Raw genomic sequence first — 14,381 nt, 5'->3', positions numbered from 1 at the left:
ACTACCAGCCGACCGGCCGCCCACCCGGCCCACAACGACGATGACCCCGAACCCAATCGTGGGTTCGGGGTCATTCCGATGTCCTGCGACATCACATGGCAGGGGCGGCAGGATTCGAACCTGCGGCGCGCGGGTTTGGAGTCCGCTGCTCTGGCCTGGCTGAGCTACGCCCCTTCAGCACGGCCAGTCTGGCACCGGCCCGAGGCCCCCGGCCAGGGGTTTTTGAGGGCCCGCGACCCTCTGTCCGCCGTACGGTGGCGGCGGTTCGCGGTCGGCGAGGTCGACGTGCACGCGACGGCCGCGTCGAAATCCGCTCGGCAGCGCACAGCGGCACACGGCACAGTGGCCCCATGAACGAACGAGGGCTGGACCGCGACGGAACCATCGCACGCGAAGGCGCACTGGACCGCGTCCCGGAAGCGTTCGCCCCCGTTGTCGATGCCGCCCGCGCTCACCTCACCGGGACGTTCGGTGGCACGCGCCTGCACAGCGCCTACCTCTACGGCAGCATCCCCCGTGGCACCGCCACCCCCGGCGTCTCCGACCTCGACCTCCAACTCGCCCTGCACGACGAGCCCACCGAGGCCGACCGCGCCGACGCCACGGCAATCGAGGCCGCGCTCGACCGCGCGTTCCCGCAGATCGACGGCGCCGGGATCCTGGTGACCAGCACGCGGTTCCTGCTCAGAGACATCGAACGCCACGACGCCGGATTCTTCATCGCCTGCCTCTGCACCCCGTTGCTGGGCCCCGACCTCGCGGAACAGCTGCCCCGCTACCGCCCCACAGCCCTCCTCGCCCGCGAGACCAACGGTGACCTGCCCCGCCTGCTTCCCCACTGGCGGGCGAAGGCGGCCGAAGCCACCACGGACGCCGAACGCCGGACCCTCAGCCGTCGCGTCGGCCGTCGCACCGTCCGCACCGGATTCACCCTGATCATGCCCCGATGGGGCGGCTGGACCAGCGACCTCGACCAGTCCGCGGAGCTGTTCGGCCGCTACTACCCCGAGCGCGTCGAGCAGATGCGCGTCGCCGCGTCCATGGGGCGTGTGCCCTCGGCCGATCCGGCGGTGCTCGGGATGGTCATCGACGACCTCGGACCTTGGCTCGCGGCCGAGTACACCGCCGTGCACGGCGAGAGAGCCCCGCGTCCCTGAAGGTCGATTCACGCAGCGACTCTTACTCGACCCCGGCAATGACCGTGGTCACGACCTTGCGGACGGCGCCAGCCTCCGGCGGGGTGCCGTGGCGGTCGGCGAAGAGCATGTGCGCGGCCCCGATCAGGGTGGGGGCGAGCGTGTCGACGTCGGCATCCGCGGTGACGCGGCCGCGTTCCCGTTCGGCGGTGAGGTAGGAGGCGATCGCGGTCGCGGCGTCGGTGAGGATCGGGATGCCGGTGGGCCTGGCCTCCCGCAGCCGGGCGCGCAGTTCGTCCCGGGAGGTGACGAGGCTGACGATGGACACCGCGACCGGCCCGAACAGGTCCATCAGCGCCTGGGTGAGGTTGTCGGCGACGGTGCCGGTTCCGGCGGACGTACGCAGGGCGGCGGCCTGGCCGTCGATCCGGGCGACGCGGTCCAGCACGAGTTCGGCGAGGAAGGCGTCGAAGTCGGCGAAGTGCCGGTGCAGGACGCCCTTGGCGCAGCCCGCCTCCGTGGTGACCGCCCGACTGGTCAGGGCGCTCGGCCCGTCCCGGAGCAGGATGCGCTCGGCGGCATTGAACAGTTGGTCGCGCACATCGCGGATGGCTACTCCCGTGGGCACCGCGCAACTCCTTCTTCCCTTGACGGGTGGGCATGTGCCCACTCATAGTGGGCACATGCCCACCTTACCTCCGGAGCGAGCCCCTCGCTCCGAACACGCGCCCCATCACCACCGACAGGTGGCGGAGTCGTTCGGCTCGGACGCCGAGCGCTACGACCGGGCTCGGCCCCGCTACCCTCAGGCCCTGGTGGACCGGATCGTTGCCGCCAGCCCCGGCCCGGACGTCCTGGACGTCGGCTGCGGCACCGGCATCGTGGCCCGGCAGTTCGCCGCGGCCGGTTCCCGGGTGCTGGGCGTCGAGGTCGACGCCCGGATGGCCGACCTGGCGCGCCGGTGCGGACTCGACGTCGAGGTGGCGCCCTTCGAAGACTGGGACCCGGCGGGCCGGAGTTTCGACGCCGTCGTCTCCGGCCAGACCTGGCACTGGGTGGACCCGATCGCCGGACCCGCCAAGGCGGCGCAGTCCCTGCGTCCCCATGGGCTGCTGGCCCTGTTCTGGAACGCGGGCCAACCCTCGCCCGAACTGACGGAAGCCTTCACCGATGTCTACCGCCGTGTGATCCCCGACTCGATCGCCGTCCGCCAATGGGCGGTGCCCGCCGCGGAGGGGTACACGGCGCTGTGTGCCCAGGTGGCCGCCGGGATACGGGAGGTAGGCGCGTTCACCGACCCCGAGCAGTGGCGATTCGACTGGGAGCAGCCCTACACGCGGGACGAGTGGCTGGACCAACTCGCCACGCAGGGCGCCTTCACCCGGCTCCCGCAGACCAAGCTGGACGAGGTGCTGGCGGGCGTCGCCACCGCCATCGACGCCGCGGGAGGCAGCTTCACGATGCACTACGCCACCGTGGCGGTCGCCGCGACGCGAACCGATACCGCCTGAGTGAGCCGCTGCTCCGTCAACTACGGTGCTCCGTCACATAGACCGTCTGCGGCTGGCCGTATGCGACCGTCTCGTAGTCCGCGGACAGGCCGATCGCCTCCAGCAGGCGCCGGGAGCTTGTGTTCGCGCTCTGCGTCACGGCCACCACTGGGTTTCCGCCCGGCAGCTCCCGAGCCCACTGGACGGCGACGGCAGCCGCCTCCCGGGCCAGGCCGCGTCCCCACCACTCCGGCAGGAAGGTGTACGAGACCTCGGCGCCACCCCGGGGCGAGCCCGGCTCGACGGTGACCAGCCCGATGCACGCACCCGTGGCGCGGTCCTCGGTGGCGAACGCCCCGGGCGCCCCGGGCAGGTGGTGGCGCCGGAGTGCGATCTTCTCCTCGGGCACCGGGCCACCGAGGAAGCGGCGAACCCGCTCGTCGCGCCACAAGCGCTCGATGGACGGCAGATCGTCTGCCGCCACCGGCCGTAGTGTCAGGCGGGCTGATTCCAGATGGACGGGCCACCAAGTAGGTGCCTGCCCAGCAGAGTTGGAGGTCACCCGACACATCATCCCAGCCGAACCCGGCGGACTCGATGCCTGTTTCCGCGCGAGGGTGCGCGCGGCCCGCTGGGCAGACTTACCAACATGGCGACCTACGACACGCTCGGCGCGGCATACGCCCGGACACGGCGACCCGATCCGCGCATCGCCGCGCAGCTCCACGCCGCACTCGGGGACGTCGCGGACGTGATCAACGTCGGCGCGGGCACCGGTTCGTACGAACCGGTGCAGACGGTTCTCGCGGTCGAGCCCAGCCGCGTCATGCTGGCCCAGCGCCCGTCCGGATCCGCGCCCGCGGTGCGGGCGGTCGCCGAGCGGCTGCCGCTGTGTGACGACGCCGCCGACGCGGTCATGGCAGTGCTGACGGTCCACCACTGGACCGACCTGGCGGCGGGAATCAGGGAGCTGCGCCGGGTCGCCCGCCGCCGCATCGTCATCCTGACCTGGGACCAGCGCATCTTCCGCGAACGGTTCTGGCTCGTACGGGAGTACCTCCCCGAGGCCGCCGCGTTCGACGACACCCGTGCCGTCCCCACCGAGCAGTTGGCTGACCTGCTCGGTGGCGCGCGCCGGGAGCCGGTGCTGGTTCCGCATGACTGCACGGACGGGTTCGCCGCCGCGTACTGGCGGCGTCCGCATGCCTACCTCGACCCGCAGGTGCGCGCGGGGATCTCCCTGCTCGCGCAGACCGGCGAGACCGTCATCGCGCCCGGGCTGGCCCGGCTCGCGGACGACGTGACGACCGGGCGCTGGCATCTCCGCCACGCCGATCTCCTCGGGCTCGAGGCCATCGACATCGGGTACCGGCTACTGGTCGCCGACCTCTGACGCAGCTCCCATGGGGCCGGTGATCAGTCCGGGAAGATCTATTTCACCCAGCCGGTGTAGCTCTGGCTGACGTGCGGGGCCCGTCGTTCGCTGCGGCGGCCGGGATCCTCCTGGTGCAGCATCGCGGAGGCCGCCCGCACGAGCCAGGCGTTGGTCGTGCGTCACCGCGCGGATGTCCGCCTGTTGCGCCTCGTCGCCCAGCATGGCCGTCACGATCCCGAGTCGCCGGTGCAGCGCAACCCGTGGAGCCGGGCGATCGCGGCGTCGAACGCGGCGCTGTCCCGCAGGCCGACGTCCTGCATGGCCGCACCGCGCCACAGTCCGAGGGCCTCGCACAGCAGCCGTGCGCGCCGGGCACTCTCGTCGGTGCGGGCCCGGGCCGCGGTGACGAGGCGTTCGAACCCCACCGCGTCGACGGCGTCGGGCTCCACCGCCAGCCGGTAGCCGTCCGTCCGCCCCTCGACCACTCCGCCCGGCAGCGCCTTCCCCAGCTGGGACGCCAGGCCCTGGAGGGCGTTCGTCGCATCGGCGGGCGGGTGCTCACCCCAGATCCCCGCTGATTTTCCCATGGCCGCCCGGCAACCGGCCGGGAGCCGGGAGTGTGATTTATCGGCGCCCACAAGATCCCTCAGAAGGTCGTGCCATGGGGTGTGCCGCGGGGGTTAACTAAGTGTTCCCCTACTTCTGGGAGAGGTAAGATATGTGCTTTGTATTTGCTGGCCCTCCGGGAGGTAATATCGAGCGGCGGTCTTGGCTGAATTTTCGCTATTGACTCGATTCATCTCGCGGCATCCGAGAGTTCATCTATGGATTCCATGCTCCCCTAAGCGGCTTCGCCGCAGCCATTGAGCCTGGTGAGAGCGGTTGTGTGGCCGGAAACCGATTCGCATGTTTTTTATCTTAAAATGCGTTCAGGTGGTCATGATCGGCCACGTTAGTTGACACGTGCACTTGGCAGTCGTACCGTCCCTTGCTAAGGGAATGAAGTGAATGCCTGCCCATGCAGGCCTCTGATAAAGCATTGCACTATATGCAACGACAGGGGGAGCTGGATGGGGAATTCCAAGGGAAAGAGTGTGCAGGTTCTCGGTATGCTGCGTTTCGTCGACGACGGCGAGGTGGAGAGCCTGGCGTTGGCCCACAAGCCTCGCACCGTGTTGGCGATGTTGGTGGCTCACCCTGATCAGGTTGTGTCGCTGCCGTCGCTCGTTCGTGAATTATGGGGTGAGCGCCCTCCGGCCAGTGCCCTCAGGGTCGTCCAGACGTACATACTCCAGGCACGGAAGGCTCTCAGTCAGGCCACCAGGCTCCCTATCAAGGTCATCATCGAAGATGCCCTCACGACGCATGCCGGTGGCTACATGTTCAGCGAGTCGTTCGCCCGGCTCGACTACCGGATCTATCAAGAGCTGGTCGACTCGGGGCGCAAAGCGTTGGCCAATGGCGACCTTTCCGTCGGGGTCAGTCATCTGGGCGATGCTTTGGGGATCTGGCGAGGGTCGGCGTTCGCTGATGTGGTCGTCGGAAGGATGCTGGAATCCCGGCGGCGGCAGTACGAGGAGTCCCGGCTGGGGGCCTTGGAAACGCTCGCCGAAGCGAAGATCGAGATTGGGCGCCACTTGGAGGTCACTGCCGACCTCGCCGCACTTACCGCCGAGTATCCCTATCATGAAGGGTTGCACTCCCAATATATGCGCGCCTTGGAGAAGGCCGGGCGCCGAGCGCAGGCACTCGAAGTGTTCCATCGCCTGCGTGTCGGTCTCGTGTCGGAGCTGGGTATCGAGCCCGGCCACACGATCAGCCGTCTGCAATACAGCATTCTCAACTCCTCTCCTGTCAACGGCATCTGACGTGCCCGGATGGGCCCGGTCCTTTGATCGTCTCTTGATTCGGATCATTTACACGACGGTGTATCCGCCGTCCACGGCGAAGATGGCACCCGTCGCATAGCTGGCCAGTGGGTCCGTGAAGTTCAGGATCCACCACGCGATCTCCTCCGCCGTGCCCAACCGGCCCATCGGTATCTGCTCCTGGGTCTGGTGGACGGTCATCACCGCTTGGTCGTCAAGCGCGTTGTTCTCCAGGATCGGCGTCTCGATCGGCCCCGGAGCCACGGACACCACCCGGATGCAGCTCCGGGCCAATTCGGTTGCCCAGGAGCGGGTGAAGAAGTCGAGCGCCGCCTTGGTGGCGCCATATACGGACAGGCCCGGCCAGCCATGCTGGCCGATGGCCGCGCTGATGTTCACCACGGTCCCACCCGCGCGCTCCAGGCAGGGCAGCGCGGCCTGGGTGATCAGTAGAGGGGCCCGGAGGTTCACGGCGATGAACTCGTCGAACTCCGATGGAGTGATCATGCCGAGGTGGGTCGGCCGGAAGACGCTGGCGCTGTTGACCAGGATGTCGATGCCACCGAAGGCCGCCACTGCCTGCGAGGTGATCGCCTGAGGGGCGTCCAGTTCGCTGATGTCCGCTTCCACCGGTGTGATAGACGGCCGCCCCTTCGCGGTGGCCTCAAGCTTTTCGAGTGTCCTTCCCACAGCCAGCACATTCGCCCCGTGGTCAGCGAAAGCTCGCGCCGTGGCACGACCGATCCCGCTGCCGGCCCCCGTGATGACAACGGTCTTGCCGGTCAAGGTGGACTCCATCGAAAAGCTCTCCCTGGATGCATCGGCAATGTGCTGTACACACTATGAACACCGTATGCTCCCAGGGAGTTGCACACCGTTAAGTGCGGCTTTGTGTGGAAGTGGCGCGAAGCGCACCCGTCAGCACACGGGTTGACCATCCCGCTCGAAGTGCCGGACCAGGGTGCGGTCGGCGAGCAGGATCTGGTCGAGACCGCGAGTGAGCGCACGCCGGTCGGCCAGCGGGTCGAAACGGCCGAGGACACGCAGCGCTCCGCTCGCCGGATCCTGCTCCACCAGATCACGGGTCCGCAGCCAGCCGGCCCGGGTGTGCTCACCATCGGGAAGGAAGCGGCCTGGAGGCCCCGCCTGCGGCAGATACGGAGAGCGGTCGAGGCGCACCTGCAACTCCCCGTCCACCAGTCGCAGCTGGAGGCCGGGCACCGGCATCCCGACGGTGTCGGGCCCGTACCACCCGGTGGGGTCCGTGGCGATGATCCCGGTTTCCGTGGTGCCGTAGGCCTGCCCGATCCGCACCCGATGACGCTCGGCGAAGCGGGTGTACACCCGGTGGGCCATCCGCTCACCGCCGGATATCGCCAGCCGGAGCCGAGGGATCCGCACGGGACGGTCGATCTCGGCCAGAGCGGCGAAGTGCTGGGGGGACCCGATGATGGTGTCGGCCCCCGACCGGATCGCCGTACGGAGCACGGTACGGCGGCCCGAGTGGGGGGCCAGCAGGACCGTGCTGCGGGTGCTCGTCGCGTACAGCACGCCGCCGACCAGGCTGAAGGAGTGCGCGAGCGGACCGAGGACCAGGACCCGGGATCCGGGCTCGGGCATACCGCCGACGGTCTTGAACCGCTCCAGCTCGGTCAGCAGCGACTCGGGTGTCCGGCCGATGGCCTTGGCGAACCCGGTGCTCCCGGAGGTGAACTGGACCAAGCAGTGATCGGTGGCGGCGGGGCGGCCTCTGAGGAGGCGGCGGACGAAGACCTCGCACTCATCGTGGAAGGTTTCCTTGCCGTGGCCCGGCGCGTCGAAGGAGACATGGAACTGGGGCCGGCACCAGTCCAGCTGGCGGCCCAGCTCCTTGCCGCGCAGATGCGGCCCGATGAGCATGACCTGGGCGCCGCAGGACCACAGGGCGAACAGGGCCCATAGCTGGCTGAAGCTATGGGCACCCTGGAGGGCGACGGTGTGTCCGGAACGGATCCCATAGGCGTCGAAGAGCCGCCGCATCTGGGCGACCTGGGTCCGCAACGTGTGATAGGTGACGCCGTGACCGGCTTGGGCCCAGAGGGCGCTGCCCGGTGGTGCGCCCAGCAGTTCGGCACCCCACCAGTCGGGCTCCGGGTCCACATATGCAGCCATGACGGGTTCCCCTTCCCGCTCCACCGCTCGGCGCCGGAGAGGACCTCATGCGCCGTCACTGGGAAAACACCGGACAGCCGCCGAAGGTTGCATCGGAGGTGCAGTGGAGGGGAACCGGTGCGGCGGAAGCGATCGGCGAGCGCGAATCTCCCGGTCAGGCGGCCGCTTCCGTCGCGAGCAGGTATTGCTTGGCGGCGACCCCTCCGGCGTATCCGGTCAGTGAACCCTTCGCCCCGACGATGCGGTGGCAGGGCAGCACGACGCACAGCGGATTGGAGCCGAGCGCCATCCCCACCGCCCGCGCGGCGCGCGGGCGGTCCAGCGCGGCGGCCAGCTCCCCGTAGGTGGCGGTGCGGCCGTAGGGCACGAACGCCTCCAGCGCCAGCACCGTCTGCGCGGTGAACGCGGAGGCGAGCGAGAGGTCCAGGGGAACGGAGAACGAGCGGACCTTCCCGGCCAGATACGCGGCGAGCTGGTCCCGCGCCTCGGTCAGCACGGCCAACTGGCCGGGTGCGGCGTCGGCCTCCGTCCGGAACTCCACCCCGCTGCCGACCGCACGGGTGGCGCGCCGGCACACGGCCTCCGCGGTGTCGTACGCGCAGGCGAGCAAAGCCTCGTTCGTGGCCGCGAGGACCAGCCGGCCACACGGGGTCGACTCCTCCGCGAGCGCCACGGACGTCACCGGGGCACGGGCCTCGGACTGCATGGACCTTCCTCCTTCTCCGCTTCTCCGTTTTTTCCGCATTTTCCGTGCCGGAGGCTCAGACCGTTGCGGGACGACAGCTCTTGCAGGCACGGTAGCCCGCCTGCCGGGCATCCCCGGCGGTACGGAACGGAACCTGGTGCGGCCGGGTGATCCGGCGGGCGTGCGCACAGGTCGGATGGCAGTAGATCCGCGTGGTGTCGCTGCCGAGGAAGACGGCCCCGCGCAGGGTCAGCTCCTCCAGCCGGTCCATGTCGATGCCCTCCGCGCTCCGCAGGGCATCCCCGACGCGGTCCGCATAGGCGGCGTCGCAGGGCGCTCCGCCCTCATAGGTGACGCGGTGGCAGGGGATCAGCACCGGCACCGGGTTCTTGGCCAGAGCCTCGACGATCGGCCTGGTGGCGGAGGGCAGCGACGCCTCTCGCGCGAGCCAGGTGATCGGCCGCAGCTGGCCGGAGGGGATCGACCGCACCGCGTGGAGCACGGCGCGCTCCACGTCGGTCAGATCTCCCAGGTCGATCGGCAGTCGCTTCGCCCGGCCCGTGCGCAAGGCGGGGCGCAGCCCGGGGAAGGGCGCCGAGGCGCGGATGGCGGTCCGGCCGGTGCGGGCGTGATGCAACCGCTCGAACTCGTCCGCGTCGGCCACCATCGTGTCGACGGCCGAGCCGGTCACCGCGTCCGGGCTGTAGGCCACGAAGAGGCCGCCGGCCACGCTGTCAAGATGGCTGTAGGTGTCGTAGCGCTCTCGCGGAATTCCTACGCGCTGAAGTACCCTCAGGGCGAAGTCCGCCGGGGCAGGGGCCGCGAGATCGGCCAAGGCGTGCTCCAACTGTCCCTCCGCGGGCCGCTCTTCCTCATCATTCCGGTAGTTCATCTGGTCACCTCCCCCAACACCGCCGCCTCGGGTGTCAAGATCTCACGTAGTGTGCCGATCCCTCTTGATACTTGTGCCTTGACGGTACCCACGGGGCAGCCCTGGGCTTCGGCCATGTCGCTGTAACTCATCCCTATGACATGGCGCATCACCACCGCGACGCGATGCTTCTCGGGCAGCTCGGTGAGCGCCTTGACCAGAACCGTGCGGTCGGCGGACGTCGCCGCCAGCTCCTCCGGTCCCGGGCTCTCGTCCGGCCAGCTGCCGCAGGCGTCCTCCGCGCGGGTGGCCGAGACCGGGTGACGGACGCTGGTACGCACATGATTGCGCCAGACGTTCGCCGCGATCGTCATCAGCCAGGCCCGGGGTTTCAGCTTGCGCCGGCGCTCCGGCGAGTAGGTCTGGAGCGCCGAATAGGCGCGTAAGAAGGTGTCCTGGCCCAGGTCGTCCGCCTCGGCGGCCGATCCCGAGACCCGGAACAGAAAGGCACGCACCGCCGAGGCGTGGACCCGGACCAGCTCTGTGAAGCCGTCATCCAGATCTGACGCCAGGCGCTCGGTCAGCTGCTCCGCCATATCGTCCATCAGCTACAGAAACACCGGGACGTCAGCAATGGTTGCACAGCCCGCGCCGCGGCGCCCGGGAGCGGAGCCGGACCGGTACGCCGAAGCACCGCACCGGCCGCCGGAATCGGCAGCCGGTGCGGTGTCCGCGCAGCGTGGGTACGGGTCAGTGCGTACCCGTCAGTCGGGCAGCCCCACCGACTGGCTGTGCCGGAAGACGTTCCGCGGGTCGTACTTCTTCTTCACGGCCTGGAGCTTCGGGTAGTTCTCCTTGTAGTAGAGGTCGTGCCACGGAACCTTCGACGTGTTGTACTTCGGGTCGCCGAGGTCGATGTCCGGGTAATTGACGTAGCAGCCGTCGGTGATCTTGTTCGGCACCGGCACGCCGCCCGTCTCGGCGTAGACCTCCTGGTAGCACTCCCGTATCCAGGCCAGCGACTTGGCCTCGTCGGCCGCGTCGGTCCAGTACAGCATCCACGACATCTTGAATGCCGAGCTGCGGTGCGAGGAGGCCGTCGCGTCCTGGGCGACCGCGTTGACCTGGCCGCCGAAGGAGCTCAGCTGTACCGATGCGGTGGGGTTGTCGATGGCGTCGCTGGTCAGATGCTTGTAGAGCGCGTCGAGATGCGAGTCGGGGAAGTTCGCCCGCATATAGGCGGACTTGAAGTCCCCCTTCAGCGTCGGGTCGTTGAGCGTCAGGGTCGAGGTGCCGAGGTAGCGGGTCGCCTGGAGCCACGGCATGCGGCGCGGCTTCACCAGCTCGGGCATGGCGGCAAGCTCACCCGTCCTGGTGGTGGCCGCCTCGTGCGCTACGGACACACCCTTGCTGATGGCGGCCACGAAGTCCGCCAGCATCTGCTCGGCGTTCGGCACGGTGGCGTCCATCTGGGTGATCATCCCGATGGCGCCGTTCGACCGGTGGTTCAGCCCCAGGTAGCTGCACATCCCGGCGTACGGGTCGCCCGGGGCGCTGTGCTCGACGTGCCAGGCGCCGTAGTTCTTCACCAGGGTGTCGAAGTCCTTGCGGGAGAGCGAGCTCCACGGCCAGGAAACGGCGTTGATGAGCACCTCGGCCGGAGGGCGGGGGAGCAGGGCCGAGGGCTCGGAGCCCTTGGCGTCCGGGCTGCGGAACCAGTAGCGCGTGACGATGCCGAAGTTGCCGCCGCCCCCGCCGGTGTGCGCCCACCACAGGTCGCGGTTCGGGTCCGACTCCTCCCGGGTGGCGACGACCGCCCGGGCGGTGCCCGAAGCGTCCACGACGACCACCTCGACCGCGTACAGATGGTCCACGACGAGGCCCAGCAGACGGCACAACATCCCCCAGCCGCCACCGCTGACGTGGCCGCCCGCGCCGACCTGGTGGCAGATGCCCGCGGGGATGACGACGCCCCAGCGGCGGTAGAGCCCTTCGTAGACGTCGAGCAACTGGCACCCCGACTCGACCATGAACGCCTTGCGCTCGGCGTCGAAGGCGACCTGGCGCATCTCCGACAGGTCGACCACGACCTTCGCGTCCGGGTGGTAGACGAAGTCCTCGAAACAGTGCCCGCCGCTGCGCACCGCGAGGCGCTTGCCCTCCTTCACCGCCTGCTGGGTGACCTTCACCACCTGGTCGGTCGTGGTGACCAGATGCACCTTCTCGGGCTTGCCTATGTACCGCTGGTTCCAGCCTCTGACCACATCCGCGTAGTTCCGGTCGGCGGGTGTGATCGCGACGGCGTCCCCCGCCGCCGCGGCACGCGTCGCGGCGTCCCGCGTCGTGGCGGCCGCCGCGGTACCGGCCGTGCCGCCGAGCAGCATTCCTCCTCCAACGGAGGCGCCCCCGTAAAGGAAACGTCGCCGTTCCATCCCGCCTCTGCTGTCTGTCATCACATGGCCTCTCTGGCCGTCGTCGTGGAGGCTGCGAGCCGGTTCCGGCGCAGCGCGCGACGGCCGCGGGCGACGCTACTTGCCGCTCGACGGGCCCCTCACCCGGAATATTGCTCCGCAATTCGCGGGCGGAAGCCGTCGGCCACTGGGCTTCCGCGGCGATGCAACCCCCCGGCGCTCGACGGTGTTTCTCCTCCCGTCGGCTCGATCACGGGCCGCGCCGTGGGCCGGTGTCCGGCCCTCAAGACGCCACAGCGGCGCGGTGCGAGCCGACGGACGCGAGAGTCATCAGAGGAGAGGAAAGCCATGACCGAGCTCGATGCCATTAGTGAGGCGCGGGACAAACCCGCAGAGGATCGGATGACGCCCCGGCACCGGCTGATCCTGGTTCTCCTGCTCGGTGCCCAGTTCATGCTCGCGGTCGACTTCTCCGTGCTGAACATCGCCGTGCCGACCATCGGGTCCGACCTCGGCTTCGAGCTGAGCACCCTTCAGTGGATCGTCACCGGATTCATGCTGCCCGCCGCGGGCTTCACGCTGCTGTTCGGCCGCATCGCCGACCTCTTCGGTCGGCGGAACCTCTTCCTGGTGGGCATGCTCATCCTCGGCGTCGCGTCGCTGGTCGGCGGCCTCGCCCAGTCGCCCGGCATGCTCCTGGCCGGCCGCATCGGGCAGGGTCTCGCCACGGCCATGGCGACACCCGCCGCGATGTCGCTGCTCACCACGTCCTTCCCCGAAGGCCCCCTCCGCCAGCGTGCCCTTGGGCTCAACGGCACCCTTCTCACCGGTGGCTTCGCGCTGGGTTCGGTGCTCGGCGGGGTGCTGACCGAGCTGCTGAGCTGGCGCTGGGCGTTCCTGATCAACCTGCCGGTCGTGGTGCTCATCCTGGCGTTCGCCCCGCGTGTCCTGAGCGACAGCAGTGAGCGGACCCGCAACCGCCTCGACGTTCCCGGTGCGGTCACGGTCACCGGCGGTCTCGTCAGCCTGGTCTACGGCATCTCCGCGACCGAGCAGAGCGGCTGGGGCGACCCCGTCGTCATCGGCTGCCTGATCCTCGCCGCGGTGCTGCTGGTCGCCTTCTGGTTCATCGAGCTGCGCAGCTCCAACCCGCTGGCGCCGGTCAGCGTGCTCAAGCGGCCCACCGTGCGCTGGGGCAACTTCGCCGGGCTCCTCGTCGTCAGCATGCCCAGCGCGGTGGTCTTCCAGATGACGCTGTACCTCCAGGACGTGCTCGACTACAAGCCGCTCGCCTCGGGTCTCGCGTTCGGCGGGTCCAGCATCGCGGCCATCGCGGGTGGCCTCCTCGCCCCCAAGGTGATCGGCGCCATCGGCAGCAAGCGCACCCTCGTCACCGCCCTCACGGTCCAGGGACTCGGCCTCCTGGGGCTGCTCACCGTGGACCAGGGCGACGCCGGGATCTACATCGTCCTCATCGCCGTCGCGGTCGCCTTCTTCGGCCACGCGATGGGTCTCGTCTCCTACACGGTCATCGCCACCTCCGGCCTGCCCAATGAGGAGCAGGGGCTGGCGACCGGTCTGAGCACGATGAGCCAGCAGATCGCCCTCACGCTGGGCACCCCGGTGCTGGCGGCCGTCGCGGTCTTCGGCGCCGACGCGACCGAGGGCGTGGAGGCGAGCATCGCCGACACGCTCGACGGCATGCACCTGGCGGTGCTCGTGGGTGCGGTGGCGAGCCTCGCGGTCGCCGCTCTCGTGGCCGCCTTCTTCCGCTCCGGTGCCGCGGCCCGGAGCGAGGAGTCGACCGCCTGAGCCCGGCTCCCGCGCCGTCCGCTCTCTTCTTTCTTCCCTGTTGTCCCATCCGGCTCCGGCCGGTTCCACGAAAGGCACACCCATGACCACTGTCGAGCAGCTCGGCGCCACCGTCACCGAGACCCGCACGATCACCCTCGCCGGCGCCCAGCAGGGCATCACCGCGGCGCTGCGCAAGGCCGAGGAGCTGGGCGCTCGGGTGGCGATCGTCGTCCTCGACGCCGGCGGCCACGTCCAGGCGCTGGCGCGCATGGACGGTGCCCCCGCCGTGGCCACCAGCGTCGCGCAGAACAAGGCGAGCACCGCGCTCGTCGTCCGTACGCCCACCAATGAATTCGCGGAGGCCATCAAGCAGGACGCGGTCCTGGTGAGCAGCCTGGCCAGCCAGCCCGGTATGGCGCTGTTCTCCGGCGGTCTGCCGCTGGTTTCCGACGGCACTCCGGTCGGTTCCATCGGCGTCAGCGGCGGAATGGGGGACGAGGACCTGAACGTCGCCCGGGCGGGAGCGGCTGCCATCGTCTGACCGGACGGTGGTGGTGAATGCGAGGGCAAGAATGTGAGTGCGTGCCCAGGGCCTTGGCG

At 69.4% G+C, this 14,381-nt stretch carries 15 protein-coding genes and 1 tRNA gene; 6 read left to right on the top strand and 10 right to left on the bottom strand.

Annotation, left to right across the window (positions count from 1 at the left end; genetic code table 11):
- Positions 1-96 precede the first annotated feature (96 nt).
- Positions 97-174 (bottom strand) — tRNA-Trp (locus tag LCH29_RS40960).
- Between the two features lie 176 nt (positions 175-350).
- On the opposite strand from LCH29_RS40960, the gene LCH29_RS40955 reads away from it, so the two are divergent.
- Positions 351-1,157, top strand: a complete 807-nt coding sequence (locus LCH29_RS40955) for a nucleotidyltransferase (RefSeq protein WP_446466764.1) — start codon at positions 351-353, stop codon at positions 1,155-1,157.
- A gap of 22 nt (positions 1,158-1,179) precedes the next feature.
- Here the strand turns inward: LCH29_RS40955 and LCH29_RS40950 are convergent, their stop codons facing one another.
- Entirely contained in the window at positions 1,180-1,764 is a 585-nt protein-coding gene (locus LCH29_RS40950) for a TetR/AcrR family transcriptional regulator (RefSeq protein ID WP_446466763.1), read from the bottom strand.
- Between the two features lie 118 nt (positions 1,765-1,882).
- On the opposite strand from LCH29_RS40950, the gene LCH29_RS40945 reads away from it, so the two are divergent.
- A complete protein-coding gene (locus LCH29_RS40945; protein WP_446466762.1) occupies positions 1,883-2,647 on the top strand; it encodes a class I SAM-dependent methyltransferase in 765 nt (254 codons plus the stop codon).
- 16 nt (positions 2,648-2,663) lie between these two features.
- Here LCH29_RS40945 and LCH29_RS40940 read toward each other — a convergent pair whose 3' ends face one another.
- Positions 2,664-3,197 (bottom strand): GNAT family N-acetyltransferase, encoded by a 534-nt coding sequence (locus LCH29_RS40940; RefSeq protein ID WP_446466765.1) that lies wholly within the window; start codon positions 3,195-3,197, stop codon positions 2,664-2,666.
- 78 nt (positions 3,198-3,275) lie between these two features.
- Between LCH29_RS40940 and LCH29_RS40935 the strand changes: the two genes are divergently transcribed.
- Positions 3,276-4,019: a class I SAM-dependent methyltransferase gene (locus LCH29_RS40935; RefSeq protein WP_446466761.1), complete on the top strand. Its 744-nt coding sequence runs from the start codon at positions 3,276-3,278 to the stop codon at positions 4,017-4,019.
- Between the two features lie 209 nt (positions 4,020-4,228).
- Here LCH29_RS40935 and LCH29_RS40930 read toward each other — a convergent pair whose 3' ends face one another.
- Positions 4,229-4,588 (bottom strand): AfsR/SARP family transcriptional regulator, encoded by a 360-nt coding sequence (locus LCH29_RS40930; protein WP_446466760.1) that lies wholly within the window; start codon positions 4,586-4,588, stop codon positions 4,229-4,231.
- 483 nt (positions 4,589-5,071) lie between these two features.
- Here LCH29_RS40930 and LCH29_RS40925 point away from each other — a divergent pair, with 483 nt between their 5' ends.
- On the top strand, positions 5,072-5,869 hold the full coding sequence (locus tag LCH29_RS40925; RefSeq protein WP_446466759.1) for an AfsR/SARP family transcriptional regulator: 798 nt from the start codon (positions 5,072-5,074) through the stop codon (positions 5,867-5,869).
- A gap of 48 nt (positions 5,870-5,917) precedes the next feature.
- Here the strand turns inward: LCH29_RS40925 and LCH29_RS40920 are convergent, their stop codons facing one another.
- From LCH29_RS40920 to LCH29_RS40895, 6 genes are all read right to left on the bottom strand, one after another.
- Positions 5,918-6,655, bottom strand: coding sequence for an SDR family NAD(P)-dependent oxidoreductase (locus LCH29_RS40920; protein ID WP_446466758.1), 738 nt, complete (start codon positions 6,653-6,655; stop codon positions 5,918-5,920).
- Between the two features lie 132 nt (positions 6,656-6,787).
- Complete coding sequence (locus LCH29_RS40915) at positions 6,788-8,020, bottom strand: class I adenylate-forming enzyme family protein (RefSeq protein WP_446466757.1); 1,233 nt, start codon at positions 8,018-8,020, stop codon at positions 6,788-6,790.
- A 154-nt stretch (positions 8,021-8,174) separates the two neighbouring features.
- Complete coding sequence (locus LCH29_RS40910; protein ID WP_446466756.1) at positions 8,175-8,726, bottom strand: methylated-DNA--[protein]-cysteine S-methyltransferase; 552 nt, start codon at positions 8,724-8,726, stop codon at positions 8,175-8,177.
- A 55-nt stretch (positions 8,727-8,781) separates the two neighbouring features.
- Positions 8,782-9,597, bottom strand: coding sequence for an MGMT family protein (locus tag LCH29_RS40905; protein ID WP_446466755.1), 816 nt, complete (start codon positions 9,595-9,597; stop codon positions 8,782-8,784).
- The gene (locus tag LCH29_RS40900; RefSeq protein WP_446466754.1) at positions 9,594-10,181 is read right to left on the bottom strand and encodes an RNA polymerase sigma factor; all 588 of its coding nucleotides are present in this window, start codon (positions 10,179-10,181) and stop codon (positions 9,594-9,596) included. Before LCH29_RS40900 ends, LCH29_RS40905 begins: the two co-directional genes overlap by 4 nt.
- A gap of 159 nt (positions 10,182-10,340) precedes the next feature.
- The gene (locus LCH29_RS40895; RefSeq protein WP_446466753.1) at positions 10,341-11,960 is read right to left on the bottom strand and encodes an FAD-binding oxidoreductase; all 1,620 of its coding nucleotides are present in this window, start codon (positions 11,958-11,960) and stop codon (positions 10,341-10,343) included.
- A 375-nt stretch (positions 11,961-12,335) separates the two neighbouring features.
- Here LCH29_RS40895 and LCH29_RS40890 point away from each other — a divergent pair, with 375 nt between their 5' ends.
- Positions 12,336-13,799: an MFS transporter gene (locus LCH29_RS40890; RefSeq protein WP_446466752.1), complete on the top strand. Its 1,464-nt coding sequence runs from the start codon at positions 12,336-12,338 to the stop codon at positions 13,797-13,799.
- A gap of 82 nt (positions 13,800-13,881) precedes the next feature.
- Positions 13,882-14,322, top strand: a complete 441-nt coding sequence (locus tag LCH29_RS40885) for a GlcG/HbpS family heme-binding protein (RefSeq protein ID WP_039939711.1) — start codon at positions 13,882-13,884, stop codon at positions 14,320-14,322.
- The last annotated feature ends 59 nt before the right edge of the window (positions 14,323-14,381 follow it).

The sequence above is a fragment of the Streptomyces sp. BRA346 genome, from assembly GCF_052851135.1.
This window is presented reverse-complemented; position numbering and strand designations above follow the sequence as displayed.

What these genes read in the sequence shown, in the direction of transcription:
- LCH29_RS40955 (WP_446466764.1), top strand. Translation starts at nt 351, where the DNA reads ATGAACGAACGAGGGCTGGACCGCGACGGAACCATCGCACGCGAAGGC.
- LCH29_RS40940 (WP_446466765.1), bottom strand. Translation starts at nt 3,197, where the DNA reads ATGTGTCGGGTGACCTCCAACTCTGCTGGGCAGGCACCTACTTGGTGG.
- LCH29_RS40935 (WP_446466761.1), top strand. Translation starts at nt 3,276, where the DNA reads ATGGCGACCTACGACACGCTCGGCGCGGCATACGCCCGGACACGGCGA.
- LCH29_RS40930 (WP_446466760.1), bottom strand. Translation starts at nt 4,588, where the DNA reads ATGGGAAAATCAGCGGGGATCTGGGGTGAGCACCCGCCCGCCGATGCG.
- LCH29_RS40925 (WP_446466759.1), top strand. Translation starts at nt 5,072, where the DNA reads ATGGGGAATTCCAAGGGAAAGAGTGTGCAGGTTCTCGGTATGCTGCGT.
- LCH29_RS40915 (WP_446466757.1), bottom strand. Translation starts at nt 8,020, where the DNA reads ATGGCTGCATATGTGGACCCGGAGCCCGACTGGTGGGGTGCCGAACTG.
- LCH29_RS40910 (WP_446466756.1), bottom strand. Translation starts at nt 8,726, where the DNA reads ATGCAGTCCGAGGCCCGTGCCCCGGTGACGTCCGTGGCGCTCGCGGAG.
- LCH29_RS40905 (WP_446466755.1), bottom strand. Translation starts at nt 9,597, where the DNA reads ATGAACTACCGGAATGATGAGGAAGAGCGGCCCGCGGAGGGACAGTTG.
- LCH29_RS40900 (WP_446466754.1), bottom strand. Translation starts at nt 10,181, where the DNA reads ATGGACGATATGGCGGAGCAGCTGACCGAGCGCCTGGCGTCAGATCTG.
- LCH29_RS40895 (WP_446466753.1), bottom strand. Translation starts at nt 11,960, where the DNA reads ATGCTGCTCGGCGGCACGGCCGGTACCGCGGCGGCCGCCACGACGCGG.
- LCH29_RS40890 (WP_446466752.1), top strand. Translation starts at nt 12,336, where the DNA reads ATGACCGAGCTCGATGCCATTAGTGAGGCGCGGGACAAACCCGCAGAG.
- LCH29_RS40885 (WP_039939711.1), top strand. Translation starts at nt 13,882, where the DNA reads ATGACCACTGTCGAGCAGCTCGGCGCCACCGTCACCGAGACCCGCACG.